The following is a 25,903-nucleotide window of genomic DNA, read 5'->3' as shown; positions in this document are numbered from 1 at the left end:
ATTTATTCGTTGTATGTGGTTTTTGGTCTGCTTATTTTAGGAATGGATACATTGTTTTGTGTTTTTCCTAAATGTAGAATTGAATTTTTCAAAGCTGATTTCCAGTTTAAAATTGGTTTATTAAATCCGTTTATCCAATTACTTTCATTCCATTGTTCGTATTTTGCTTTTAGGGCAAACAACAAATCCTCACTATATACTTCTAATGTTTTAGCAAATTCAATAAATTCTTCCAAGCTTGGAACAGGTACTGTTGGTACTGTTGTTTTGGTTTTTGGAGTTTCTTTTGTTGGAATACTTGGAACTTCTTTTTTAGGTGTTTCCTTTGGTTTCTCTTTAGATGTTTCAGTTGTTGGAGGAACAATAGGAACTTGTGGAATAGGAATCGTTGGTTGTTGTGTAGGAATCTTAGCTTTAGGAATTTCAATTGTTTCTTCTTTTTCTGCAGGAATGACTTTTCCTTTGAATTTATAATCCGTGATTATTTTGTAAAAAGTTGGAGTTCCTTTTCGGAATTGATAACTAATCAAACCTAAATTTCTCAGATTTTCTTTTGCTTTAAATATGGTATTACGAGATAGTTTGATTTTTTGGTCTAAAACTCTATCCGACAATTCAAAATCATTGTTTGAATTGTTTTCCCATACATTCAGCAAATAGAAATACAACAATATGGAAGCATTATCAAAAATATGCTCATCGTGTAATTTCCAAAATTTATTTATCAACCCTATAGATTCCATTTTCCTATTATTCCTAATCTAATTTAATTCCCTTTTCTCTTAGTATTTCCAATACTTTTTCTCTATCTACTACTATTGTTCTTTGGTCTTGTGATATTGCTTCGTCGAGTATTCCTGTACTTTTTATTCTACTTGCTTTTGAACGGCTACAGCCTAATATTTTTGCAAGACCAATTAAACCATATTCATATTTTTTTTCTCCTCTTACTCCTTTTAAACCTTCTATTATTGATCTTAATATTGATTTATTCAGCTCAGTATATTCGCTAACTGTCAGTTGCCAAAGTGGTGTATGTGGATTTATCATAGCTATTTATGTTTTTGGTTGAAATTTTGTAAAGTCAATTCTACATCGACAATTATTTTTCTGCCGTTTTGAATAATGCCTTTGCCTAATATTCCAGAGTTTTTAATATTAATTGCTTGAGAACGGCTACAACCTAATACTTCTGCCAAACCATTGATTCCGTATTTGTACTCTTTAGGTTTTGACATATTCAATTCTCTTTTCAATGTATCTATCAATTCTCCAACTGATACTTCTGATACAGGTACTTTATAAAGATTTTCCATAACTATTACGCTTTTAAAACTGAAATCATCTCTTCTAATTCTGCTCTTCTTTTAGATTTGTTTTCCAACGCTTTTTCATACAGTACTTTTATAATCTCTGGAGAGTATGACCGTCTTTGAACAACACTATTTACTGTATTCCTGTTAAAACCATTTTCTCTTGCAATTTTGGTTACATCACCTATAAATAAATTTGCTTTGATAAGACTAAACAATTCTGCTTGTAATATTTTGTTTTGATTGGGATAATCAGAAACAGATAATTCTTTTTGTGTAGCTCTTTTCTCCATTTCTATAAAATAAAGCCTTGCTAATTTTCCTTTCTCATTTCGCTCTACCATAGAAAGCTCTTTTGCCATATTTATACTAATTGCGTATTCTGTTGTCGGTCTGCCACCGTTAGGTTTTTCCGAAATTTCGGAAAAACTACTAAAGTCTTGTCCTTCTATAAATCCGTATTCTTCAATTCTACGATTTATCCACTCGGCAAACTTTGACTTTACTTCTAAAAATCCGTGTAACTCTCTTGCAGAAACTGCTCGGTTACCATTTTGTTCTGTGATTTTGATTAGTTCTTTCATAACTTTAGAATTTTACTGTTTTTGTAATTTCATTTTATTGATTACCGAACGTACTCCTTGAGCTTGTAGTTTAAATTGTTCGCCAATTATTCTATAAATCGAAAGCTCTGGTGTATCATTAGGTAATTTTCTTTTTATTTCCTTATATATTCGGAAAATTTCTTTGTTTCTTTCGTCCCTCTGTCTTTGGAGTGGGGTACGAAGATCGATGTTTTCTAATGTCATATTCTGTTATATTTTAATTTATTATTTCACAACTAATACCTTCATAAAATACCCATTCTTGTCCGTTGGCTGGGTCTTCCCACCAAGAGAGGGGAGATAATCTAACTCCCTACAACAATGAAAAAAATAAATAGTATTAGAGCCTTTACACAGGCGAATATCAATAAACGCCTATACCTTCGTTCCTTTTTCCGTGAAGTAGAAGCTCAATATCAGCACCTTTGCGACCACGATGTTTGCAGCATTCCCCTCTCTTTCGGGGAGGGGGCAGGGGTGGGGAATTTAGGCAACTACACCAAACTCATAGAAGAAATTGCTCAGCAAATCCAAAGCGGAGAACTCAAACCCTCCGACTTGGATAGCCGTTTGGTAGAGCAGATTTACAACGATGTCTCCGAGCCTGTAAAAAAGGAATTGGGCAAACAGTGGATTAATTACGATTACAAAGAACCTGGCAACCTTATCCAAAAGTTTAAGAAAAACCTTTGGCAGTTTTCCTGTGCTAAAACATTAGTCGAATTGGAAATGATCAACAGCCTACTGATAGACAAAAACGGAAGAATAAAACCCGAACATCAATTTATGCAAGATGTACGGAAAATGAATGTGCAGTACAACAAGAACTACCTACAAGCCGAATACCAAACCGCCAAGCGTGGAGCCCAAATGGCTCACTTGTGGACAAAGTTCCAAGAGCAAAAACATCTATTCCCCAACCTTGTGTATAGAACCGTAGGCGATGGCCGAGTGCGACCAGAACACGCCACTCTCAGCGGAATCGTAAAACCCATAGACGACCCATTTTGGCGTACTTACTACCCACCCAATGGCTGGCGTTGTCGCTGTACCGTGATGAATACCGCAGAAAAAGTAACAGAAGGAGAATTTGAGGACAAAACCGTAAAGCCAGAATTTCACGGCAACACCGCCCTTGACGAGGAAATTCTCACCTCCAAAGTCTCATTCTTTAAACTCCTCAACAAAGACTTTAAAGCCAAAATCAATGCCGAGCTTCTAAAGTACAATATGCCGATGGACATTGCCTATCACGGCAAACACAAAAAGAAAGTATTTGTAAGCCCTTATGCCGATACCTCCGACCTAATCCCCAATGTAGAGACCGCTAGGGTTATCGTGGATCATTTGGGAATAGATGTAAAGATTAGGGCACATATTAATTTACAAAACCACAAGAATCCAGAGTATGAAATTAATGGAAAGTTGGCAGATAGAAAGGAAACAAGCTCTTATACCAGTATCAAAAGTAACTTGGAAACCGCAAGAAAACAAGGCAATCAGAGTATTGTTTATGATATTACGAAGTTTAAAGATTGGAAAGCAAGTGAAATAACCAAAAATTTAAAAGGTAAAATTATGAATTACAAACAAGCGGATTGGCTACATGAAATTTATTTTGTGAATGGTAATAAAGCGATTTCTTTTACCAAAGATGAGTTGTTAAAGGATTATGTTTCTGTTCTTAAAAAGTTAGAAAGCATAAAATCACTAAACCCCTAACCGAAGTCAGGGGTTTAATGTGGTAGCGGTAGGGGTCTCCCACCTCCCGCGATATATTGCCACAAAATTACAAAAACTTTTTAAACTACCAATAAAAAACCTTTAAAATGAGCAAAAAAGATTTTCCAACACCTAATTTTTCTGATTTGGCAACTACAATAACGGAAAAATCCCCAATATTGCTATTAGGGATTTTTCTGGTAGCTGATTGACTTTACTCGCTCAGCACTGCAAATATACAAAAACTTTTTAAACCCCATTTAAAAAACCTTTAAAATGAATAAAAAAGATTTTCCAACGCCCAATTTTTCAGCTTTGGCAAAGACAATTATCAAAGACGCTATCATTATTGCAGAAAAAGAAGCGGTTAATTTTTTCAAAGAATCCTTTTTCAATCAAGGGTTCACAGATACCTCCTTTCAGCAATGGGAAAGTAGAAAACAACCCGATTACAGACCAGGTGGGGCAATTTTGACCAGTTCGGGACATTTGAGGGATAGTATAGAGGTAGCCGATAAAACCAACAACAGCCTCACCATAGGTTCGTATGCCCAATACGCCAAAATCCACAACGAGGGCGGCACACTCAATATTCCCATCACTAAAAAGAGTAGGAAGTATTTTTGGTATATGTACAAACAAACCAACAATGAAAAGTGGAAGTGGATGGCACTAAGCAAGAAAAACCACATCCTCCTAAAATTTCCAAAACGCCAGTTTATAGGAGAAAGTGCCACACTAATAAAGCTATTAGACACCGAACTGAAAAAGCATATAGAAAAACAATACAAGAATGAGGTAATGAGATAATTTTCAAATTACCTAATTCTCACATTTACAAATTTATTTATTATGTACAACGAATTATACAAAGAACTTGCCAACGCTATTCAGAGAGAAATCCCAGAAATATTATGGATAGACCTTTGGCATAACCAGGTTAATTTTTTAGAGGAAGAATTTCCGTTCCGCACTCCAGCTGTCTTTTTATCCTTCCGCACCATTGGTACGCAAGACTTGGGCGGTTTGGGGCAGGAAGTAAGTCTGCAGGTAGATTTTTACCTTTTTTACGAAACCTTTACAGACACCTATCACGGAGCATTTAATCAAGATTCCGCCCTTGAATTTTTAACCCTGAAAGACAAAATACATCAGTATTTTCACGGTTCGGAGGGCAATTATTACAGTGCAATGAGGCGTTTAGGCTTTGCTCCAGAAGACACAGGCGGAGCAGGGAACTTGTACCGAATTTCTTTTAGTTGTATCGTTCAAGACGATAACGCAATGCCCGAAGAAGTAGAAGAACACATCACGGCAGAACTAATGAAAGAGGAAGACACAGGCTTCGTAATTCCATAAAAAAACCTCTCTTTCGGTGGGGTGGGGAGACTTAAACCCTATTAAATACAATATTTTCAATCGTTTTTTCAGACTTAAAGAAACGACAAGCCAACTCCGCCAAAATACGCTCCGTACTGTATTTTGGCTTTCCATACTCTGTAATTTCAGAAAGACGGCGGTATTCATTCCTTACCGTCTCATAAAATTGTTGAGTTCTGTCTCGTTTAGGTTTTTTAATCATATCTGTTATATCAATTTATTCAATATACGGTGTAAGAATAGGTTTTAGTCGTTCTATAAATGATTTTGCTAAGACTTCATAAAGCTCCTTTTAGCTTGTTGTAAATCTTCCGCTTTTTGCTTTTTGGTCATTTTACTATCAAATCTCTCAAAAAAACGCTTGGACACTCATAAAACCTTAATTTTTTTCAATAAAAACACCAATCAAATAGCCGTATGTTCTAATGGCAAAACATTGGGTGAAGGTTCGGTTTACCTCAGCACAAACAATGGTGATTTCGTGGAGCTTCCTAACATTGCCAATGGATTTTTTGACGGTGTGGAATGGCTCGATGACAGCACTTTACTTATTTCTGATTGGGTTACATATCCGACCAAAGGATTTGGAAAAATTTGGAAATATGATTTAAAAAATCAGCAATCAATACTTTATCTGACCGAAGAAGGTATTGCAGATATTTACTTCGATTCAAAAACAAAAAAGATATTTATGCCACAAATGTTGAAAAATAGAGTGATTATTACCGATTTAGAAAAACTGCAAACAGAAAAACACGAAAAACACAATAGACTTTATCAATATGGTATAGCAGACGGTTTCGTAAATGGTTTATATCGAGGCACTTTGCCTATTGGTGAAATAAAATTTAAAGGTGATTTTGGACTCGGAGCTCCTGATATGTTGTACGGAGAACTGACTATGTTAGACGGTCGAATTTATCAAACAAAAGCCACAGGACAGACCATAGAACCCGAAGATGATTTCAAAACCTCTATTTTGTTTACCACATTTTTTAAAGCCGATACTTTTTTCAATGTAGATAAAAGCATTCAAGAAAAAGCACTTTGGGCATTGATTTCAGAAAAATTACAACATAAAAATGGAATATATGCTATAAAAATAACAGGGAAATTTGATTTTGTAAAAACAAGAGCTTTTCCGCCAGTAAAAAGTGAGCCTTTTCCAGTAATTACAGAACTTTTTGACACACAAAATTTCTTTGAATTTACCAAAACCGAAGGTACTCTGATAGGGTTTTATATGCCAGAATTTTTAAACGGAATCAATAGCAAAGGTTATCATTTCCATTTTCTTTCAAAAGATAAAAAGCAAGGCGGACACCTATTAGATTTCGTAGGTAATAATCTAAAAATAGAAATTTCCGAACTACAAGGCATTGATATAGACATTCCTAAAGATGCTGATTTTCAAAATTTTAAATTTCAAACCAAAGATAACGAAATTCTCAAACGAGTAGAACAAGGGAAATGATTTGAAATTAATTTTTCATCCTTTTAAACTAAAAGCCTTATACCTCACTTCCGTTTCGACTGAAAAGTTGGAGCGGTTTCTTTATTTTAGCCTACACCATTTACATTCCCCTCTCCAAATAGTAAAGTCGTCAAATACTTACAGGGGTATGTGGATAGTGTCTTTATAAAGTTGAATTTTGTAATAATTTTACGTTGATATCAAAAGGCTTGGGAGCATTTCAACACACATTCATTTCCTTTCAACACTATAACATTTCACGACTACAACCCTAAAAAATTATACTATTTTGTGGTTGTAGTCGTAATTTATTATGCTTTACAATCTAACTTGTTTTCTTATAATTCCAAATGGCTAATCCGTTGAAAACAAACACGAAAACCAGCATTATCAGAAAGTGATACTGAATGTCGGCAAAGCCACTTCCTTTGAGAACAATCATTCGTACCACCTCAATAAAATAGGTTACGGGGCTGAGTCGGGCAATGTAATACGCCCAAGTAGGCATACTATCGATAGAGGTAAACAAACCGCTCATCAGCATAAAAATCATTATGAAAAAGAAGGTAATGGACATCGCTTGTTGTTGCGTTTCGGCAAAAGTAGAAATCAGCAAACCCAATCCCAAAATCGCTATCAGATAAAGCAACAAATAGCCGTACAACAAAAACACACTTCCCAACGGAACAATCCCGTAAACCAAACGAGCCACCACAAACAAGCCCACACTGAAAACAAAAATGCCTATAATCCAAAACGGAAGCAGTTTCCCGATGACAAATTCGTATTTCTTAATCGGCGTTACGTTGATTTGCTCGATGGTGCCCACTTCTTTTTCCTTCACGATGTTCAACGCACACATATACGCCGCAACCATCGTAACCAAAACCACCAATATGGCAGGCACCATAAAAAATTGGTAATTCAAATGCGGATTAAACCAATTCGATGCCGTTACTTCTATCTGCGGAACGGCACTAAACTTGGGCTGAGGCATCCGTTGCAAACGAATATCATTGTTATACGCCGAAATGATTTGCGAAAGATACGCCCCGCCCAAACTCGCCTTGACACCATTGATGGCATTCACGGCGATGAACAGTTTTTCCGAATTTCCGCTGACCAAATTCTTCTCAAAATCCTTAGGAATTTCCAAAATCAAATCCGATTTGTCCTTTTCAATCTGTGTGAAGGCTTCTTTGTAGGAATTTCCGTAGTCCGAAAGCTGAAAATATCCCGAGGCGGTAATCTTCGAAATCAGCTGTTGCGAATATGTGGAGCGGTCGTTGTCCACTATCGAAATGTTGATGCCTTTCACCTCGTAATCAGCCGCCAAAGGCAAGATAAGAAGCTGTATAATCGGGGCGATGAATATCATCGGCAAGATGGCTTTGTTTCGCAATATCTGTTTGAATTCTTTTCGTAATAAAAATTTGAGTGTTCTCATTCCAATCTCTTTTTAAATGTTTTAAAACTCAATGCCAACAGCAAAATGGTCATTCCCAACAGAATCAAAGTTTCTTTCCAAATGGCTGAAAATCCCAATCCTTTTATCATTATCGATTTCACGATGATATAATACCATTTGGACGGAAATATATTCGATACCCATTGCAAGATGGTCGGCATATTTTCTAACGGAAACATAAACCCCGTGAAGAGCATCGTAGGTATCATCATTCCCATCATTGAAAGTAACATTGCCGACTGTTGCGTTTTGGTATTGTTCGAAATCAATAAGCCCAATGACAACGCACAGATGATAAGCAGCGTACTTTCGGCGATGAGTAGCCCAATACTTCCGTTTATCGGCATATCAAGCAGCGTAACGCTCAATACAAGGATAACCCCCAGATTTATAAGCGACAAGAATAAGTAAGGAAGTGCCTTTGAGATGATTACCAACAACGGATTGAAGGGCGAAACCAACAATATTTCCATTGTTCCCGACTCTTTTTCGCGTACTATGGACACGGCGGTCATCAATACGCAAACCAAAAGCAATACCAACGCCATAATCCCCGGCACAAAGTTCGTCGCCCCTTTCAATTCGGGGTTGTAGAGCATTCTTATTTCGGAAGAAATGCTGTAAGGAACGCCCGTTTCTTGCCATAAACTTTGTTGATACCGCATAATTACCGAAGTGGCATATCCCGTAAGGGTATTGGCGATATTCGGGTCGGAAGCATCGGTAATAATTTGGATTTGGGCTTTATGCAGATGCAACAAATCCTTATTAAAATTCGTTGGGAAGATTACCGCCAGCTTGATGTTCTCCTTTTTGAAAGCCGCTTCTATTTGATTGTGGTTCAGCAAGGTTTCATTTATGTTAAAAGTGGTATTTACCGATAATTTATCGATAATTTCCCGCGAGGCATCGTCTTTGGCATAATCACAAATGACGATTTTGGCATTCTTAATCTCATTAGTTACGGCAAAACCGAAAAGCACAATCAACACAATCGGCATACCGAAGAGCATCAGCAAGGTTTTGCTATCGCGGAAGGTGTGATAAAACTCTTTTCTTACAAATGATAAAAACTGTTTCATAGCGAATCGGATTTAGTCGGATTTTCGTTTGGCTTTTCTTGCCAATTCATAAAAAACTTCGTCCATCGTACTGACAGCGAACTGTTTCTTTAAGTTACTGGGCGTGTCCAAGGCTTTGATAACGCCATCTACCATCATCGAAATGCGGTTACAATACTCCGCCTCGTCCATATAATGCGTGGTAACGAAAATAGTGATGCCTTTGTCCGCCGCTGCGTAAATCAAATCCCAAAACTGCCGCCTTGTAACGGGGTCAACGCCGCCTGTGGGTTCGTCCAAAAAGACAATTTTGGGTTCGTGCAGAATCGCCACCGAAAACGCCAACTTCTGTTTCCAGCCCAAAGGCAAAGAAGCTACCAATTTCTTGGCTTCGGACTGCAACCCAAGCATCTGGATAAGTTCCTCGCTCTTTGTTTTCAATTGTCTATCGGTCAAGCCGTAAATACCTCCGAAAAATTCAATATTTTCCAAAACGGTCAAGTCCTCATACAACGAAAATTTCTGACTCATATACCCGATGTTCTTCTTAATGGCTTCGGTTTGCTTATAAATATCGAACCCCGCGATAGTAGCACTCCCCGAGGTGGGTACAGAAAGCCCACAGAGTATTCGCATTGCGGTGGTTTTCCCTGCTCCGTTGGCTCCCAAAAAGCCAAATATCTCACCTTCGTACACTTCAAAGGTAATTTCGTTGGCAGCAATGAAATCGCCGAAACGCTTGGTGAGTTTGTCGGTTTTTATTACAATCTTGTTGGTCATATTAGTTCATTAAGTTTATAAAACAATCTTCAATGTTGGGGGTGATTGGTTTTATTTCAATATTTTGGAAATTAGCCTTTTGTAAATACTGTAATAATTCATTTGCCAGTTGTTCATTTTCATTATAAAATGTAATATGGTGATGTTCGCCAAAGGAAAAACAGCTTTTTATTTGTTCATTTTCACGCAAAACACGTTGCAAACGGCTCATATTGTCTGCCTTTACAGCAAATAACGCATCAGGATACTGCCCGATGATGTTATCGGGGGTGTCGATGGTCATAATTTTCCCATTCTGAATCAAAGCGATGCGTTCGCAAAGGGTGGCTTCGTCCATATAAGGCGTAGAAACCATTATCGTGATGCCTTGCTCTTTTAATCCTTTGAGCATTTCCCAAAATTCCTTCCTCGAAACCACATCTACCCCCGTAGTAGGCTCGTCCAAGAACAACACCGTAGGGCGATGAATCAACGCACAGCAAAGAGCCAACTTCTGTTTCATTCCCCCCGAGAGTTTTCCCGCTCGGCGATCTTTAAAAGGGGCTAACTGCACATAAATGTCCTTTACCAAATCGTAATTTTCCGCTACCGAAGTGTTGAATACCGTAGCAAAAAAGTTCAAATTCTCCTCAATGGTCAAATCGGGGTATAGCGAGAACTTCCCCGGCATATACCCGACATTCTTGCGAATGGTTTTGTAGTCTTTGACCACATCATACCCATTGACGGTGGCTGTTCCGCTATCGGGAAGCATCAGCGTAGTGAGTATCCTGAAAATAGTGGACTTCCCAGCTCCGTCCGCCCCGATAAGTCCGAATAATTCGCCCTTATTCACCGCAAACGAAACATCATCAACCGCCTTTACGCTTCCTTTGTTATACGTTTTTACGATATTATTTAATACTACATCTTTCATATTTTTATTTTTTTATGTGGGAGTGTATGCAATACACCCGAAATGTGATGCGTTGTGTTTTTGGTTTGGGTGTATGCAATTGCTTCGCCAATTCACTTTGTTCGGGTCGCCCCTACTTGTGTGGTTTTTGTATTCACAATGATTTATTTTATGTTCCCAACACTTCATTTTGTATTCCCAGTACTTCATTTTGCTTTCCCAACACTTGATTTTGTGTTCCCAGCACTTAAATTTGCTTCCTACGGACTTCATTTCGCTTCCTACGGACTCGTTTTCCTTTCCTACGGACATCAATTTTGTTTCGGGCGTATGCAATACGCCCCTACACACGTAATTTTCTTCCTAAAAAATCATTTATCTGAAAACAAAATCTCACCGTACATTCCTATTTTGTACAATCCGTCATTTTTTACCTTTACCTTAATCGCATACACCATATTGGCTCTTTCCTCTTTGGTCTGAATGGTTTTCGGGGTAAACTCCGCCTTGCTACTAATCCAAATTATCGTGCCTTCGGTTTGGTTGTAACCTCCCTCGCCATCATCGGTAAGCACTTTTACCTTTTGGTTCAGTGCTATCTGCGGAAGTTGATTTCCAGAAACATACGCCCTTAATAGAATGTTGGACAAATCTGCAATTTTATAAAGCGGTTTCCCTACGGCGGTCATCTCGTTGGCTTCGGCGTATTTGGTAAGCACCGTTCCCGAAATGGGATTCGTAATTTTGCATTTAGCAATCTGATCATTGAGTTGCTCTATCTGTACCTGTAAGGCAAGAGCGTCTTTTCCTAAGCCATCGCTGGAAATATTCAGGGTAGATTTCTGGGCTTCGATTTGCTTTTTCAGCACCGCAACCTGATTGTTAATATCATCGAGCTGTTTGGGCGTAGCAGCATCGCCTTTGAGCAAATTACTGATGCGAATCTTCTCATTTTCAGCATTGCGAAGCTGTTCTTGCAAAGCCGATAGCTGTACCGAAACATTGGGTTTCTTTCCCAAAATGGAAACAATCTGAGCCTCCAATTGTTTTCTTTTCAGATGCAATTGCAAACTGTCGATATAGCCGATATTTTGCCCTGCATTGAGCGTTTGCCCCTCTTCAATATCGAATTGTTTGATAACCCCAACGGCTTCGGAGGAAATAAGCGTTTCTTCGGCTTCAAAACTTCCCGAAGCATCAAACGAAGTGTTGTTCCGATTACAAGCAACAAGCATTATAGCGATGCCCATTGCCATTGTGATGTTTTTTATTTGGTGCATATTCGTATATTTTTAAAATTATTTGTTTCCTATGGTGATTTGAGCGTTATATTCGTTCATCAAAAGCTGAATTTCGTGCAAAATGAGGTTTTGCTTGGCTTGGTCTTCGGCATTTACGGCGATGAGATAGTCGTTGGTGGTTGCCGTTCCGTAAGTAAGCTGATTTTGGGTGGTATTTTTCACGTTTTCACGAAGTTTCACGATGTTTTTATCGGTTTCAATCAGCTCTTGCATCTTTACAATGTCGGCATTTTGCTGTTTGAGGGTGAGATTGGTATTAAACAGAAAGATATCTTTTTGTGTATCCACCAATTTTTGGTTATTGGCAAGGATTCTTTTTTCATTTTTATGGGTGTAAAAGTTAGCAATATTCCAATTTAGCCGCACCCCAGCGATGTAATAGCTTTCCAAATCAGGGCTTAGCATATTCAGAGCGGGTTTGCCCATTCCCCCTTGAATGAATAGCCCCAACTGAGGCAGTTTTTTGGTATTAAGTAGCTTCTTTTGCACTTCAAACGATTTCTTTTGCAAGTCAAAAAGCCTTAATTCAGGACGATTAATCGTTTGATTGATAATCGGTTGCCGTTTGGGCTTATCGAGTTGCGTATTTTCGTGAATAGGTTCGCCCACGAAGAGTGCCAACATATCGGCATAGCCTCTGCGGGTGGCTTTTAGCTCTGTTGTATGCTGATGGGCTTTGAGCAACTCGGCTTGGAGGTTGTCGGCGGCACTTTGGAGGGCAACGCCGTTGGCAATGGCGACCTTAGTTTTATCGATGCCCGTTTGAATGTCTTTTTTGAGCAATTCTGTTTGCTGAATTTGGGCTTCAACGAGCAGAATTCCGAAGAAAAGCTGGTTGATGCGTTCGTTTAATTTGTACAATTCCACTTCTACCTTCTGCATTTCGATTTCCGAATTGGTTTGGATGTTTTCTTTTTGCTTTTTCACGGTAAAAAGGTCGGTAATGGACTGCGACAGCTCCCCATAGAGTTTGTATTGGTCTTTGCTCAGGGTAGGAATGTCCATATTTGGCACAGCGATAGGCACTTGCGTAACCGCCGACTGATGCGTAGCCTGTCCCGACACCCCGAATTTGGGTAAATATCCCTTTTGGGCGTTAGAAATGGAATACTCGGTGGTTTTTTCTATCAAAGCGTATTGCTTTATGAGGGGATAGTTCTGTTTTGCCTTTTCCAAGCAATCGTCCAGCGTCAAAACTTGTATTTGCTGCCCTGCCATCCAATGACTACACAGCAGCCAAAGCCCTACCAGCCACATTGTTTTTTGTTTTTGCATCACTTTATACATATCATTTAACATTTAGTTTTAATCATTTGATTAAATTTGGTTCAAAAAAAATTAGTTATGCCTTCATCATTGCTTCTATCCAGATAGGAATCAGTCTTTTGCGTTCTTGCATTAGCTTTTCAAACTGGCTTTCACTCACAACGCCGTTATGTTGCAACATTGGTTTTATAACAAACGGAAAAATTACCAATCCTAAAAGGTTCACCAAGAAATGCAACGGATTGGGTTCTGTAATTTCGCCCATTTCCACGGCTTTTTGGTGCTGCTTTACGAAGACAGATTCGAGAAACAGCCTTCTCACAGGCAATTTTCCCGATAACGCCTCTGGATTATTGCGAATTTCGCTCAAAATAAACATCGGCACATTGGGTTCGAGCAATATAAAATCGATATATTTTTCGGCAATATGCTCCACTTTCCTTTTTAGGGACGTTTCTTCGTTATTCAGCACCGCAACCATTCCTTGCATAAACTTAGACACGGTTTCGGACATAATGATATTGAATAATTTTTCCTTACTTCGGAAGTAATAATTCAGTAATGCAAGGTTAATTTCGGCTTGTTCGGCAATATCACGAGTACGCGTGGCGGCATATCCTTTTTTGAGGAAAACCACCTTTGCTGCCTCCTTTATTTTCTCTTCGGTGGAGGTGTCAATTGCTTTTGTTTGGTTGTTTTTAGCCATTTTCAAATCTATTTCGATGCAAAGTTAAATCACTTTTTTGAATTAACCAAATATTTTAATCAAATGATTAAATTTTGTTTTGCTTGGGGAGGGGGGATTTGTAAAATCACAAGCCGAGTTTATTAAAAATCGGCTTGTGATTAGTTTATGGAGTAACTTTTAAAATATGGCATTACTAATTTTTTTGTGAGCTAAACTTGAGATTACCGAAGTAAAAGAGGGTGTTTATTCTGAAACGCTCAAAGTTTAAGAATCCTCTTGCTTTTGAAATAACGGATTGTATTTTTCCATTCATATTTTCGTGCTTTGCACTGGATGTTTGAGTAACTATCGCATTGATAATCCCTTGTAAATGATTATCAAAGGTCTTTATCACTTCATTTACAGCGGTTATGGATTGACTTATTGCATTATTTTTCCATAGTTCGTAATTAATTGCTATACAATCTTTTAAACTAAACAAATACTTGAAATTCTCTCGTATTTGCCACGCCTTTGCCGTAAGTAAATTCTCACTAAGAGTCCTTTGCAAGACCCTCCATTTCCTTTTCCTAACTAGTTTTAAATAATTTTTGAACCGTTTTTTAGAAAAGGCGGATTCAAGTTATAAATGCAACTTTATCCTCGTGGTTAATATTTTGTAAATGTACTTGATTTGGAGTCAAAAATCCAAATCTTTTTCTTGGTCTATTGTTTAGTTTTTCTTCTACATATTTTATGTCTTTTTCTGTGATTAAATTAAAATTGTAATCCTTTGGAAAATACTGTCTTATAAGTCCATTTAGGTTTTCATTAGAACCTCTTTCCCAACTATGATAAGGCCTTGCAAAGTAATAATCTATTTCTAATGATGTGGCAATTTCCTTATGTAAGGCAAATTCTTTTCCATTATCAGAGGTGATTGTTTTTAAAAATGGCTTCCATTGGCTTAGAATTTCAATGACTTTTTGTTTAGTTTCTTCTGATGATTTTGATTGCAATAACGCCAATTTGGCTTTTCCCGTTACTCTATCATTTGCTGTTAAAATAGCTTTTTTGTGATTTTTGCCAATTACTAAGTCTATTTCTATATCACCAATTCTAATTTTTTCATCAACTATTTTTGGACGATTTTCAATACTCACTTTATCGGGTATTTGACCTCTTTTGTCTTTTTTAGCTCCTCGTTTTCGATACTTTTTTCCCTTTGTTCTCAAATGGGTATATAGGTCTCCTCCTTTCTTTTTGTCTGCCCAAATATGCTGATAAATTCGCTCTATTGACACACAATCTTTTCCTAAGAGTTTTCTGAATCCAACGATTTGCTCTGGGCTATAATCTTCTCTGAGCAAACTCTCTATATCTTTCTGTATTTCAGGGGTTAATCGTATGTTTTTCCTTTTAGTCTTTTGTCTATAAGCATATTTTTTTCCGCTAATTGTGCTTTATAAACACCGTTCCTTCGATCTGAATTCCTTTTCAGTTCTCTACTTACAACAGACTTATCGCGATTTATTTCTTTGGCGATGTAACTTTGTGAAAAGCCTTGTTCAAGTAATATTTGAATTTTGTATCTTTGCTCTTGGGTTAAATGACTCATTGTTGTGATTTTTGGACGAGGAGCAAGATGAGAATTTTTTCCATTTCAGCAAAAGGGAAGAGGTTTTTCTCTTCTCTTTTCTGAAAAAAAATATTTCATCCTTTCTAAAAGTTGCATTTGTTAGTTGAATCTAAGCTAGAATAAACCCTGCTGGTTTAAAAACTGAAAGGAAGCTGTTCAAAAGAACAGCTTCCTTTCATTATATTACTCCTCCTCTTTGCTCACTAAATGAGCCAAATCAGGGTCGTTTTCGATGCGTTCAAGTTCGTTTTTGATGAGCTCTACGATGTCTAACTTCACTTGCTTGTAATTGGCTTGTATTTGTTCTTGCATTTTATCCGTTTCATCTTCGTCTACAAAGGATAGAATCTGTGGAATTTTCTGATAATTTTTCATCTCGGCACTTACTTTTTGATTATCCACTACAATTTGAGCGTGGAAAATCTTTTGGTCGATACGCTCGTCAAAATTGTCGGATACAGCTCCTACGAACATTCCCTGTGTAAGATTGGAAATTTTACTAGCAGGAATTAAGCTATCCAATTGCGTGGAGATGGAGGTAGAAACATCATTGCGATTGATGGTTTTGGATTGGCGTTGTTGTAATACTTTCCCGAAACGTTCGGATAGTGTTTTGGCAGTTTCTCCTACCACTTGTCCACTGAAAATATTACCTACGGTATTTTGGATTACTTTACTTTCTTTATCTCCGTAATCACGGGTAAGCTGTGAAAAATCCTGAAATCCCAAACACACGGCTACTTTATTGCTTCGTGCGGTGGCGATAAGATTATCCAATCCACGGAAATAAATGGTGGGAAGCTCATCAATAATCACGGAAGATTTGAGTTGTCCTTTTTTGTTGATGAGTTTTACGATCCGGGAATTGTAAAGCCCCAAAGCTGCCGAATAGATGTTTTGCCTGTCGGGATTATTACCTACACAAAGGATTTTAGGTTCTTTGGGATTGTTAATATCCAATGAAAAATCATCGCCTGTCATTACCCAATAGAGCTGTGGCGAAATCATTCTCGATAACGGAATTTTAGCCGAAGCGATTTGTCCTTGTAGTTGGTCTTGTGCTCCGCCTTGCCACGCATCCATAAAGGGCGAAAGGTAATTTTCTAATTCAGGGTAGGAAGTCAAAATCGTAAAAACATCGGCATAAGGTTTGTTTAGTAGTTCGATGGCGTGCGGAAAAGTACAATATTTTCCGTTTTCATATATTTTTAAAAACCAAATAATAGCCGCTAAAAGGATAATGGGTGATTCTACAAAAAAATCACCTTGCTTTTGTATCCACGAACGATTCAGATTCAACATAATGGTATAGGCACTTTCATAGGCATCGGAAATATCCGTCATAAAATCGGGATTGATGGGGTTACAGCGATGGCTTTTTCGGGGGTCGTCAAAGTTTATTACATAGAACTTAGGAGGTACTTTGTATTTGTCCAAATGTTTTAACAAATGATTATAGGCAATGGTAGAAAGGTCATCAAATTTGAAGTCATAGATGTACATAGCAAATCCTTTTTCGATTTGTTGTTTGATGTAATTATTGACAATGGCATAGGATTTTCCTGACCCCGGCGTTCCCAACACGATGGTTGCCCGAAAGGGATTGACTACATTTATCCAACCTTTGTTCCATTTTTTCTGATAATAGAAAAGTGTAGGCAGGTTGATAGAGTATTCATTTTGCATTAACCGTGTTTCCTGCATAAAAGATTCGTTTTCGTTGTTGAAGACATCGTCCATCAGGTTGTTTTTTAATAAACGACTCATCCACGAACCTGCCATCAGTAGTGAAATATACCCAATGGCTGTGGTAAAAATATAGAAAAACGCCACAAGAGAAGCGGGAAGCTTTTAGGTATAAAATCCAAAAGTTTCCAAAGAAAAATAAAACACCTACTATCAACGCCATATGAATTTTCCGCCAAGTGATTTTTTCGTTTTTAACACCGGTGGTTCCTAAACAACTCAATGCTAATAACACAAGAGCAAAACATTTGGTATATAGTGGATGTGAAAAAAGTCCCGCCGTTCGCTCAAAATTGGCAAGGATTTTATCCACTACATTTAAAATCCATTTTTCGGCTTGAAAAAAGCCGTAACAATACCAATACAAGTGCATTAGCACTATCAAAATACTTACCGCTCTCATAAATGCCATAATTTTGGCAAAAGCTCTTAAATCATCATCGTTTTGCATATTTATTCAGTTTAGATTAAAGGATTAAAAGATTAAAACATTCAAATATTAAAGAATTAAAAGATTAAAAAATTAAAAAATTGAAACATTAAAAAAATAGAAAGAGGGAAAGGATTAAGAGGTGATTCTTTTAGATTTCTTTTTGCGTTTTCGTTGCATTTGTCGGATAAAACTTTCTTCCTCGTAATTAACGGCTTGTGTATCCAATGAAAATAAATTCAAAAAACTATGTAATGCCGAATCTGTTCCAAAATCTTTTTGGTAGGATTCATTACATTGAAAATCAATAGAAAAATGGTTATTACTTTCTTCTCTAATAGATTGATTACTTGGTTTTTGTTCCTTGCTATGTATTCTTTGATTCTTGCCACCTTGATTCTTGATTTCTTGTTTTTTGTTACTTTCCACTTGTTTTTCCCATAAGTCAAAACTATTGGCAGAAAATATTTTTCCAAGCCGAGAGCCGTTATATACGCATTGTGAATTATGGTCTATGAAAGTGATACCATACAACCGTCCTTCGGTATTTTTTCGTATGACAACATCTATATTTTTCGTGTTTAACATTTTTACAAAATCCTTTGTACTTTGAGTGGAATGTTGGGCATTTAAAATTTCACCTTTTAGAAAATCCGTGTCCTGTGTTTTATGAAAGTTCAAATGTTTTTGAAATTGCCTTTCTAAAAAAGGAAGTCCCAAGGATTTTACCATTTTGGAGGCTTTAAAAGGCTGACTTGCCTTGTTGCCGTTTTCGTCCAAAGCAAAATAAACCAACCCTTTTTTGAATGTACCCTGCAATTCGCCTTCTACTTTTTCGATGCCTACATTAAATCTACTAAGCAAAGCCGTGTATTCTCCAAAAGACTGAAACTGATAGTTTTTTATGACCTGCCTAACTGCCGAAGCAATCTGTTTTTTTACTTCGTTTTGAGTGTAGTCCACTTTGAGCGTTGCAAGATGATTTTCCTTTTGTGTAAGCTCAAAATCATTTTCTAATTCCACTCCTTTTTTATTAGCAATAGCAGGGGTGAGTCCAAATTCATTTTCAATATTTCTACACACTTTCATTGAGCGGATTTTTTCAAATGAATCGTTTATTTTTTTGCCGCTTTCATCAATGCCAAGCGATACGATATGAATATGTTCTCGTTCAATATCCGAATGTTTATACACCACAAAGGGTTGCTTACCCCACCCCATTTCGTGCATATATTGTTGTGCTACTTTTACAAAAACTTCATCAGACACGGCATCTTTTGGATTGGGATTGAGGGATATGTGCAGAATTGGCTTTTCGGTCTTTTGATTGGCAAACAAATACGGAGCAAAAGAACGGATAATTTCCGATGTCCCTATGTTTCCATTGACAGGCTGAATGATGTTTTGAGTGTGTAAAATCGTAGCTTCTTGCTTGTCTAATTTGTTATGATTGTACAGAAGCACTCCCAAAAGATTGCTTCCTCGATGTATTTTAGCGACCATTTTTTGTGTTTTTTTCAGTGATATGTTGTTCTAATTGTTGTGAAATAGCCATAATTTCTTTGCAGATAGCTACCATTTGAGCGGTTTGTTGTTCGAGTTTAAACAGATAGGCAGCAGCTTTCTTTTCGGAAAAATTGCGATACAAAATCTTTACTATCTGATTGTAATTCACGCCCACTGCCCGAAATTGTCCGTAGAGTTCGGTGAGTTTGATATAAAAATCCATTACTGATTTATCGATTTTTACACTTTTGATTTCTTTGGAAAATAATACCGAAGTGATAAAATGAGCTTTGATTTTCATTCCTGATTGTTCAAATAAGGAAAGAAATTTGGCGTTATCTTCATCATTTAACCGAAATACATACCGATGTGTAGTCGGATTTAATTTCTTATTGCGTCCATTATTGCGATGATAATGGGTGTTTTCTGTATTTAAAGTATCTTTCATAAATTCAGTAGTAAGTCAAATAAAACCACGACTTTGGAGGGGTTTTAGGCTTCCTGCAAGGACAAGTGGTTTTGAGGCACTAATACGCCTTAGAGTGCCTCAAAACACAACTTGCTCTGTTCGGGTGAACAGAAAATGCTCCTATCGGTCGCATTAAAGTTAGCTTTGAAAAAGAAAGAAAATCCGTCCAAAATCATTGTCTTTTGTTTTTGTGCAAAACAACCGAATTTCAATCATTTAGCAGGTATATCATTCCTTGCCATTGAATGCCTTATAATGCCAAAGACTTCCTTATGTAAATACGTGTGTAATTGTGTATGTTTCTTTGTACGCACATACATATGTATGTAGCTACGTAGCTACGTCCCAACGTACTTACATATGTACATACGTACGTAAGCAAATACGATAATACCTATGTGATTATCTGCAAACGTAAATACTTACACACTTACTCATTTGTGTATATGTGTAAATATTTGGATAAGTACGTATCTACTTACAGAAATACACATATAGATACATACATATACACATATATACTCAATTACTTGATTTTGTATATAAGTACGTAAGTAAACACGTAAATAAGTACACATACAGATACGCACTTATGCAAATCTCTAAGTACATAAAATTGTAAAAACATATAAACATAAACACATAAAAATATGAAAGCCAAAAACACCAAATTTGTCAGTTTTTCTACCCAAAAAGGAGGAGTCGGTAAAACCACTTTTACCGTACTTGTAGCGAGTTTATTACACTATCGAATGGGATACAATGTAGCCGTTTTGGATTGCGATTATCCGCAGTATAGCCTGAGTCGTATGCGAGAGCAAGACCTTAAAACGGTAATGCAAAACGAACATTTTAAACATACTGCTCACAAGCAATTCAGTCAAATTAACAAAAAAGCCTATCCGATTATTACCTGTAAACCCAATGAAGCCATTGAAAAGGCACAATCTTTTCTTGCTGAAAATCCTTTTCAGATAGATGTGGTATTGTTTGATATGCCCGGTACGGTAAATACGGCAGGGGTGCTGACAGTGCTTTCACAGATGCACCATATTTTTTCACCCATTACCGCTGACAGGGTGGTCATTGAAAGTACACTGAGCTTTACCGAAGTCCTTTCCAACATTATCGCTAAAAATACCCAAAGTGCCATTGAAAGTGTACATCTGTTTTGGAATCAGGTCGATGGTAGGGAAAAATCGCCTTTGTATAAAATTTACGAAAAGGTAATTGCCGATTTGAACTTACCGCTGATGAATGCCTATATCTCTGATAGTAAGCGTTTTAGTAAAGACGGGACAGACAATCAAAAATGGGCGTTTCGTTCTACTTTATTACCTGCCGATGAACGATTGATGAAAGGTTGTCATTTAGACGATTTTATAACGGAATTCATTCAAATCGTTTCTCTATAAATCAGTAATTTACAATAAAATACACTATTTATTATGAAAGAAAAGACCCCCCTTATCAATGAAAACGAGCTGATGGAACTGATGGCAGGGACTTCTTCGGATGTTGATGCTTTTTCAAAAACGCAAGAGAAAAATCCTCAAACGACAAACGAAAAACCTGCTTCCAAAAAAGAATCGCCTCGAAAGGTAAAATCCGATAATCTTTCGTATGAAACCCTATTTTTTAGGCAGGGGGATACATCGGCAAGAGAAGGGAAGTCTGTGTATATTCGCTCGGAATACCATCAACGTATTGCTCGAATTGTTCAAGTTATCGGTGAGGACAAAATTAGTATTTATACTTATTTGGATAATGTTTTAAAAGCTCATTTTGAGCAATATAAACAAGAAATCACCGAAAGTTTTCAAGAAAAATACAAACCTATTTTTTAGTTATGGAAAAACTCATCATCATACTGCTGATACTGATTATTTTTCTGTTATTATCGGAAAAATTTTCATTGAAAATCGAACGGAAAAAATATTCCAACCCCTTGCCCGAATGCAAAAAAACACCTGAAAAGCCCGAGCAAAATATTTCTATAATGGGGAAAAGTAAATTTGTACCTACAAAGCAAGAAAATCCATTAACAGAGGCTGAAAAACAGGCAATTTTAGCAGAGTTTGAGCAGGAAAATGAAAGCAATCTGCCTGATTTTGAAGATGAAGAAGAGGATTTACGAGCGATGCGAACTTCTGAGCAAGACAATGATTTTGCCACAGGCTTGTCTTTTGAGGATTTGGAAAAAGTAGCCGATTTTCTAAGCCAAAATGCATCTTCCACCACAGAAAACAGAGAACTAGCCCAAAAAGTGGTTGGTACCAATCTATTGGAAGAAATTGAAAAAGCCCTACCTGAGGCTTCCCTAAAAGTAGCTCAGCTGTTAGATGCCGTACTGCCACAAACTCCTCAGCCAAATGGAGATTTTGATATTGAGGAGTTTGTGTGATAGGGAATTAAAAAACTCTATAAAAAAATATTTTTATATCACTGACATTCAGTTTATTGAAAGAATAATTAAATATTTTAAACAAGAATTATTAGCTGTATTATTTTTATTTTATATTTTTGTGGGTTGTATAAAAGTATTCATTATGGATAATCATTACCTAACTTTTAAAAAAAACATAGTAAATCTTGGATTTACTACAGAGGATGATTGCCTATACTTAATAGATAATACTGATAACTTAGCAGAGCCTCAAATTCAATTTCATTTGGATAAGGCCCGAAAATTAAGTGCTTCGGCTATCTATTTACGAAAACAACTTAATGGAAGCTACAAGCCTCAAGTATATCTGTTTGATTTTACCGATAGAAATTTTGAAGAGACAAACGAATCCGAACTAGCTCAAATTCAAACTAATATCTGGAGCAGTGGCGAAGCACCATTGGCTTGTATATTTTATAATACGGAGATTAAAATTCTTGACTGCACAAAGCATATAACAAAAGAATATAAACCCGAATATTTAGTAAAAGAGTTAAAGCTAACAGGAAAGGTTCACGAATTATATAATGAACAATTTGCTGTAAAAATAAAAAGTGGAATTTTTTGGGAAGAAGAAGAACTGAAAAATAAGTTTAAATTCCAAAATTCTGCTTATGATAAATTGATTGACAATATTCGTTATGTGTCAAAAAAACTAACTACTAAGTTTAGTACTATTTCAACTGAAATAGTTAATAAGATAATTGTTCAATCGATACTGATAAAATATTTAGAAGAAACCATTGATGGCAATGGTAATGAATTATTATCAAAGAAATATTTTCAAAAATACGATAATGCGTTGTCTTTTAGTGATATTTTAAAACAACAAGGTAAATTTGTAGAACTTCTTTCGGATTTAAACAAAGATTTTAATGGAAATGTATTTAGATGGGATAGTGCAGAAGAAGATAATCTAAAAAAATTAGATTTGTCTATTCTTGCTGATTTATTATCAACTAATAAAACAAACTTGAATTCTAATCAACTAGAATTAGAATTTAACGATTGGAGGTATTTTGAATTTAAGTTTATTCCTGTTGAGTTGATCAGTCGTTTGTATGAAGAGTTTTTAGCAGAGGATAAACAAGATAAAGGATTGTATTATACCCCCTCGCATCTAGCAAAATTATTGGTTGATGAATGTATTCCGTTAAAAAAATATAAAAACATTGACTTAAAGGAATATACGATTTTAGACCCAGCTTGTGGTTCGGGAATTTTTTTGGTAGTGGCTTTTAAGCGATTAGTGCAGATATGGCGACTCCAAAATAATATGGCAACTCCAAATATTGATGATTTAAAATCAATTTTGAAAAACATTTACGGTGTTGATAAAGAGGAACAAGCAGTACGATTGGCATCATTCAGCTTGAGTTTGGCTTTGTGTAACGAATTGAATCCTATTACAATTTTAAATGAATTGAAATTTGATGATTTAACAAAAACAAATTTAATTCATTCTGATTTTTTTGAATGTAAAGCCATTGAAAATAAGAAATTTGATTTGGTAATAGGAAATCCGCCTTTTGTAAGAGGTGCAATTTCTAGTTACTCAAACATTTGGAAAGTAGAGGATAAAAAAGTAAAAATTCCACAAGGACAAATAGCGTTAAAATTTCTTTCGGAATCATTCAGTTTTTTAAAACCTAAGGGATTGATTTCCTTGATTATAAAATCGTCAGGATTGCTATACAATAGCACTTCCAACGAATATAAAAAAATCTTGTTTAGTAATTTTAATGTTGTTCAAATATTAGATTTTACAGCATTGGCAAGGAATAAATCACTTTGGGATAATGGTGCTGATGTTGCATCTGCTGCCATATTTATTAGAAATGAAAAACCAGATTTTTATAGAAATATTTTACATTTAACATTTAGGAGAACAAAAGCAACCAAAGAGCGAATAGTTTTTGAAATAGATGATTATGATTTACATTTTATCAATCGCCAAACAGCAATAGATAACGAGTTTATTTGGAAAATAAATCTACTCGGGGGCGGAAGAATAAAAAAAATACTTGAGAAATTAGAAAAACTCCCATTATTTAAATCTTTTTTAATTTCAAAGGGATATACTATTCAAGAAGGGCACGGAACATTAAAAACTAAATCAAATAATCCAACTAATATAAACAGGAGGTTAATTTCTTTAAAGGGAATAATAAATAAAAAAATTGATGCAAATAAAATTGAAACTATTTCTCCTGAGGAAATGATAAAAATTAATAATATTCTTCCTTACCATAAACCTAGCCTTATCATTAGTGAAACGATTGATATTGATTCAGCTATAATTAATTTAGCTATTAATAGTAATGAGGATTTAGTTTTTAAGAATAGATATGTAGGAGTTTCTTCTCCCAACAAAGACCTAAAATCTTTAGAATTTATTTTTAACAATATAGTTAAGTATGAAAAACTTTACATTTTGCAATTTATAATTAAAAGTGCTCAATTATTAGGAAATAGAAATACTGCGATTCTTGCTTATGACTTATATAACTTAAGATATGTAACAGAAGAGTTTCTTTCAGATTTTGATTACAATATCGTAGAGGATGTATTGAATTTCTTTCAAAAGTTTCTTCGAAATGGAGAAAATTCAAAAGCCTTACAACCAATAAAACAGCATAATTTATTTTCCATTATTTCAAATTATGGAACCGAATTTTCACGAGCATTAAATACGATTTATCAAAACGAAAGCCATAAATTTAGACTATCTGATGTCGTTCAGTTGAAAAATTCATTAATAGCAACTGTTTTTAAGTATGATAATGAAAATACAGAACCTAAATTCCATAAAGATTTGTCTGAATTAGACATTCAAGGACTTACAACTAACGATATTTCGGTTTATTTATCGGTAAATAGGATAATAAAATTATATCCTGAAAAAGATACCATTGTTTTTGTAAAACCAAATCAATATAGGTATTGGCTTTCATTAACGGCTTACCGAGATGCAGATAAATGTTTTTCTGATTTTTCAAACGCAGGTTATTAGTATGATTGCAGAGGAAAATTTATATAATAAACAAGTTCCTAATATTAGTATTTCAGATATTGGTAAAATTTCTCTTATTAAGGAGATAATGAAACAATCTGTTAATAACTTTAAATCCTATCTTCGTTCAGATTTTTATAATAAGAAAAATTTGAATGAGGATGATTTTACACAAACTTATGTAGAACAAACTCAAATATTAATAAGAAATAGGAATTATCCTTTTAATGTAAGCTCTAGTTATCGTGATATTACCAATCAAAGTAAAGGTATATCAGATTTTTACTTTTATCCTAATGAAGAGGGAGCCTCCACTGCTTCTATTTTTTCAGTAGAAGCTAAGCGATTACCTGCTCCTGAAAAATATAGAGAAAAAGAATATGTAATTGGAAGTAAAAATAACGGAGGTATTGAACGCTATAAAACTGAAAAACACGGCAAGGGCTTAAAAAAATGTGGTTTATTAGGTTTTGTAGAAAAGGAAAATTTTAATTATTGGAATACAACGGTAAATAATTGGATTACTGAATTATCTGAAACTGACAATTCAAGTTGGAAAAGTGACGAAAGGTTATCATTAAAAGAGTCAAATTTGGATTTTTGTGTATTAGGATCTATTGCTCACAGAGCAAATGATGATATTCACTTGACACATATTTGGGTTTCTATAAATACTTAAACCACATAAAAACATTAGCTTCTATGTGGTCTTTATATCAATA

The 25,903-nt window shown here is 35.8% G+C and carries 24 protein-coding genes and 3 pseudogenes; 9 read left to right on the top strand and 18 right to left on the bottom strand.

What is annotated here, in order from left to right:
- Positions 1–2: 2 nt before the first annotated feature.
- The 5 genes from AB4865_RS10925 to AB4865_RS10905 are packed head-to-tail and all read right to left on the bottom strand — an operon-like array spanning position 3 to position 2,122.
- Positions 3–743 carry a transcriptional regulator gene (locus tag AB4865_RS10925; protein WP_372473330.1) on the bottom strand — a complete coding sequence of 247 codons (741 nt, stop codon included), beginning with the start codon at positions 741–743 and terminating at the stop codon, positions 3–5.
- 13 nt (positions 744–756) lie between these two features.
- Positions 757–1,050, bottom strand: a complete 294-nt coding sequence (locus AB4865_RS10920) for a DUF3853 family protein (RefSeq protein WP_372473329.1) — start codon at positions 1,048–1,050, stop codon at positions 757–759.
- A 2-nt stretch (positions 1,051–1,052) separates the two neighbouring features.
- Complete coding sequence (locus AB4865_RS10915; RefSeq protein WP_372473328.1) at positions 1,053–1,316, bottom strand: DUF3853 family protein; 264 nt, start codon at positions 1,314–1,316, stop codon at positions 1,053–1,055.
- Positions 1,317–1,321: 5 nt separating this feature from the next.
- On the bottom strand, positions 1,322–1,897 hold the full coding sequence (locus AB4865_RS10910; RefSeq protein WP_372473327.1) for an antA/AntB antirepressor family protein: 576 nt from the start codon (positions 1,895–1,897) through the stop codon (positions 1,322–1,324).
- Between the two features lie 12 nt (positions 1,898–1,909).
- A complete protein-coding gene (locus tag AB4865_RS10905) occupies positions 1,910–2,122 on the bottom strand; it encodes a hypothetical protein (protein ID WP_372473326.1) in 213 nt (70 codons plus the stop codon).
- A 117-nt stretch (positions 2,123–2,239) separates the two neighbouring features.
- Between AB4865_RS10905 and AB4865_RS10900 the strand changes: the two genes are divergently transcribed.
- The 3 genes from AB4865_RS10900 (at position 2,240) to AB4865_RS10890 (ending at position 4,999) form a co-directional block, all read left to right on the top strand.
- Positions 2,240–3,640, top strand: a complete 1,401-nt coding sequence (locus AB4865_RS10900) for a phage minor head protein (protein WP_372473325.1) — start codon at positions 2,240–2,242, stop codon at positions 3,638–3,640.
- A gap of 276 nt (positions 3,641–3,916) precedes the next feature.
- Entirely contained in the window at positions 3,917–4,450 is a 534-nt protein-coding gene (locus tag AB4865_RS10895) for a phage virion morphogenesis protein (protein WP_372473324.1), read from the top strand.
- Positions 4,451–4,492: 42 nt separating this feature from the next.
- On the top strand, positions 4,493–4,999 hold the full coding sequence (locus AB4865_RS10890; protein WP_372472698.1) for a hypothetical protein: 507 nt from the start codon (positions 4,493–4,495) through the stop codon (positions 4,997–4,999).
- A gap of 31 nt (positions 5,000–5,030) precedes the next feature.
- On the opposite strand, the gene AB4865_RS10885 is transcribed toward AB4865_RS10890, so the two are convergent.
- On the bottom strand, positions 5,031–5,222 hold the full coding sequence (locus AB4865_RS10885; RefSeq protein WP_372472699.1) for a hypothetical protein: 192 nt from the start codon (positions 5,220–5,222) through the stop codon (positions 5,031–5,033).
- 159 nt (positions 5,223–5,381) lie between these two features.
- On the opposite strand from AB4865_RS10885, the gene budA reads away from it, so the two are divergent.
- Positions 5,382–6,494: an acetolactate decarboxylase gene (gene budA, locus AB4865_RS10880; RefSeq protein WP_372473323.1), complete on the top strand. Its 1,113-nt coding sequence runs from the start codon at positions 5,382–5,384 to the stop codon at positions 6,492–6,494.
- A gap of 325 nt (positions 6,495–6,819) precedes the next feature.
- Here budA and AB4865_RS10875 read toward each other — a convergent pair whose 3' ends face one another.
- The 12 genes and pseudogenes from AB4865_RS10875 to mobA all read right to left on the bottom strand — a co-directional run bounded on the left by AB4865_RS10875 (position 6,820) and on the right by mobA (position 19,701).
- The gene (locus AB4865_RS10875) at positions 6,820–7,941 is read right to left on the bottom strand and encodes an ABC-2 transporter permease (protein ID WP_372473322.1); all 1,122 of its coding nucleotides are present in this window, start codon (positions 7,939–7,941) and stop codon (positions 6,820–6,822) included.
- Positions 7,938–9,044 carry an ABC transporter permease gene (locus AB4865_RS10870; RefSeq protein ID WP_372473321.1) on the bottom strand — a complete coding sequence of 369 codons (1,107 nt, stop codon included), beginning with the start codon at positions 9,042–9,044 and terminating at the stop codon, positions 7,938–7,940. The genes AB4865_RS10875 and AB4865_RS10870 overlap by 4 nt, the downstream gene beginning before the upstream one ends.
- 12 nt (positions 9,045–9,056) lie before the next feature.
- Positions 9,057–9,803 (bottom strand): ABC transporter ATP-binding protein, encoded by a 747-nt coding sequence (locus tag AB4865_RS10865; protein ID WP_372473320.1) that lies wholly within the window; start codon positions 9,801–9,803, stop codon positions 9,057–9,059.
- A 1-nt stretch (position 9,804) separates the two neighbouring features.
- Positions 9,805–10,719, bottom strand: a complete 915-nt coding sequence (locus AB4865_RS10860) for an ABC transporter ATP-binding protein (RefSeq protein WP_372473319.1) — start codon at positions 10,717–10,719, stop codon at positions 9,805–9,807.
- Positions 10,720–11,069: 350 nt separating this feature from the next.
- Entirely contained in the window at positions 11,070–11,978 is a 909-nt protein-coding gene (locus AB4865_RS10855; RefSeq protein WP_372473318.1) for an HlyD family secretion protein, read from the bottom strand.
- Positions 11,979–11,996: 18 nt separating this feature from the next.
- Positions 11,997–13,274, bottom strand: a complete 1,278-nt coding sequence (locus tag AB4865_RS10850) for a TolC family protein (RefSeq protein WP_372473317.1) — start codon at positions 13,272–13,274, stop codon at positions 11,997–11,999.
- 67 nt (positions 13,275–13,341) lie between these two features.
- Positions 13,342–13,971 (bottom strand): TetR/AcrR family transcriptional regulator, encoded by a 630-nt coding sequence (locus tag AB4865_RS10845; protein WP_372473316.1) that lies wholly within the window; start codon positions 13,969–13,971, stop codon positions 13,342–13,344.
- A 175-nt stretch (positions 13,972–14,146) separates the two neighbouring features.
- Positions 14,147–14,533: pseudogene (locus AB4865_RS10840) on the bottom strand (transposase); the annotation flags it as partial.
- A 37-nt stretch (positions 14,534–14,570) separates the two neighbouring features.
- A pseudogene (locus AB4865_RS10835) lies at positions 14,571–15,550 on the bottom strand (IS30 family transposase).
- Between the two features lie 204 nt (positions 15,551–15,754).
- A pseudogene (gene mobC / locus AB4865_RS10830) lies at positions 15,755–17,768 on the bottom strand (conjugal transfer protein MobC).
- Positions 17,769–17,882: 114 nt separating this feature from the next.
- On the bottom strand, positions 17,883–19,250 hold the full coding sequence (gene mobB, locus AB4865_RS10825; RefSeq protein ID WP_372473315.1) for a conjugal transfer protein MobB: 1,368 nt from the start codon (positions 19,248–19,250) through the stop codon (positions 17,883–17,885).
- The gene (mobA, locus tag AB4865_RS10820; RefSeq protein WP_372473314.1) at positions 19,240–19,701 is read right to left on the bottom strand and encodes a conjugal transfer protein MobA; all 462 of its coding nucleotides are present in this window, start codon (positions 19,699–19,701) and stop codon (positions 19,240–19,242) included. Before mobA ends, mobB begins: the two co-directional genes overlap by 11 nt.
- Before the next feature lie 671 nt (positions 19,702–20,372).
- Between mobA and AB4865_RS10815 the strand changes: the two genes are divergently transcribed.
- Genes AB4865_RS10815 through AB4865_RS10795 form a run of 5 tightly spaced genes read left to right on the top strand, consistent with a single transcriptional unit; the run spans position 20,373 to position 25,860 of the window.
- Entirely contained in the window at positions 20,373–21,137 is a 765-nt protein-coding gene (locus AB4865_RS10815) for a ParA family protein (protein ID WP_372473313.1), read from the top strand.
- A gap of 33 nt (positions 21,138–21,170) precedes the next feature.
- A complete protein-coding gene (locus tag AB4865_RS10810; protein ID WP_372473312.1) occupies positions 21,171–21,569 on the top strand; it encodes a DUF3408 domain-containing protein in 399 nt (132 codons plus the stop codon).
- Between the two features lie 2 nt (positions 21,570–21,571).
- Positions 21,572–22,126 carry a hypothetical protein gene (locus AB4865_RS10805; protein WP_372473311.1) on the top strand — a complete coding sequence of 185 codons (555 nt, stop codon included), beginning with the start codon at positions 21,572–21,574 and terminating at the stop codon, positions 22,124–22,126.
- Positions 22,095–25,181 carry a class I SAM-dependent DNA methyltransferase gene (locus AB4865_RS10800; protein WP_372473310.1) on the top strand — a complete coding sequence of 1,029 codons (3,087 nt, stop codon included), beginning with the start codon at positions 22,095–22,097 and terminating at the stop codon, positions 25,179–25,181. Before AB4865_RS10805 ends, AB4865_RS10800 begins: the two co-directional genes overlap by 32 nt.
- A gap of 1 nt (position 25,182) precedes the next feature.
- Positions 25,183–25,860: a hypothetical protein gene (locus AB4865_RS10795; protein ID WP_372473309.1), complete on the top strand. Its 678-nt coding sequence runs from the start codon at positions 25,183–25,185 to the stop codon at positions 25,858–25,860.
- Positions 25,861–25,903: the final 43 nt, after the last annotated feature.

It is taken from the genome of Capnocytophaga sp. ARDL2 (assembly GCF_041530365.1).
GTDB lineage: Bacteria > Bacteroidota > Bacteroidia > Flavobacteriales > Flavobacteriaceae > Flavobacterium.
Note: the sequence above shows the minus strand (reverse complement) of the source record. Positions and strands in the feature narration are given on the sequence as shown.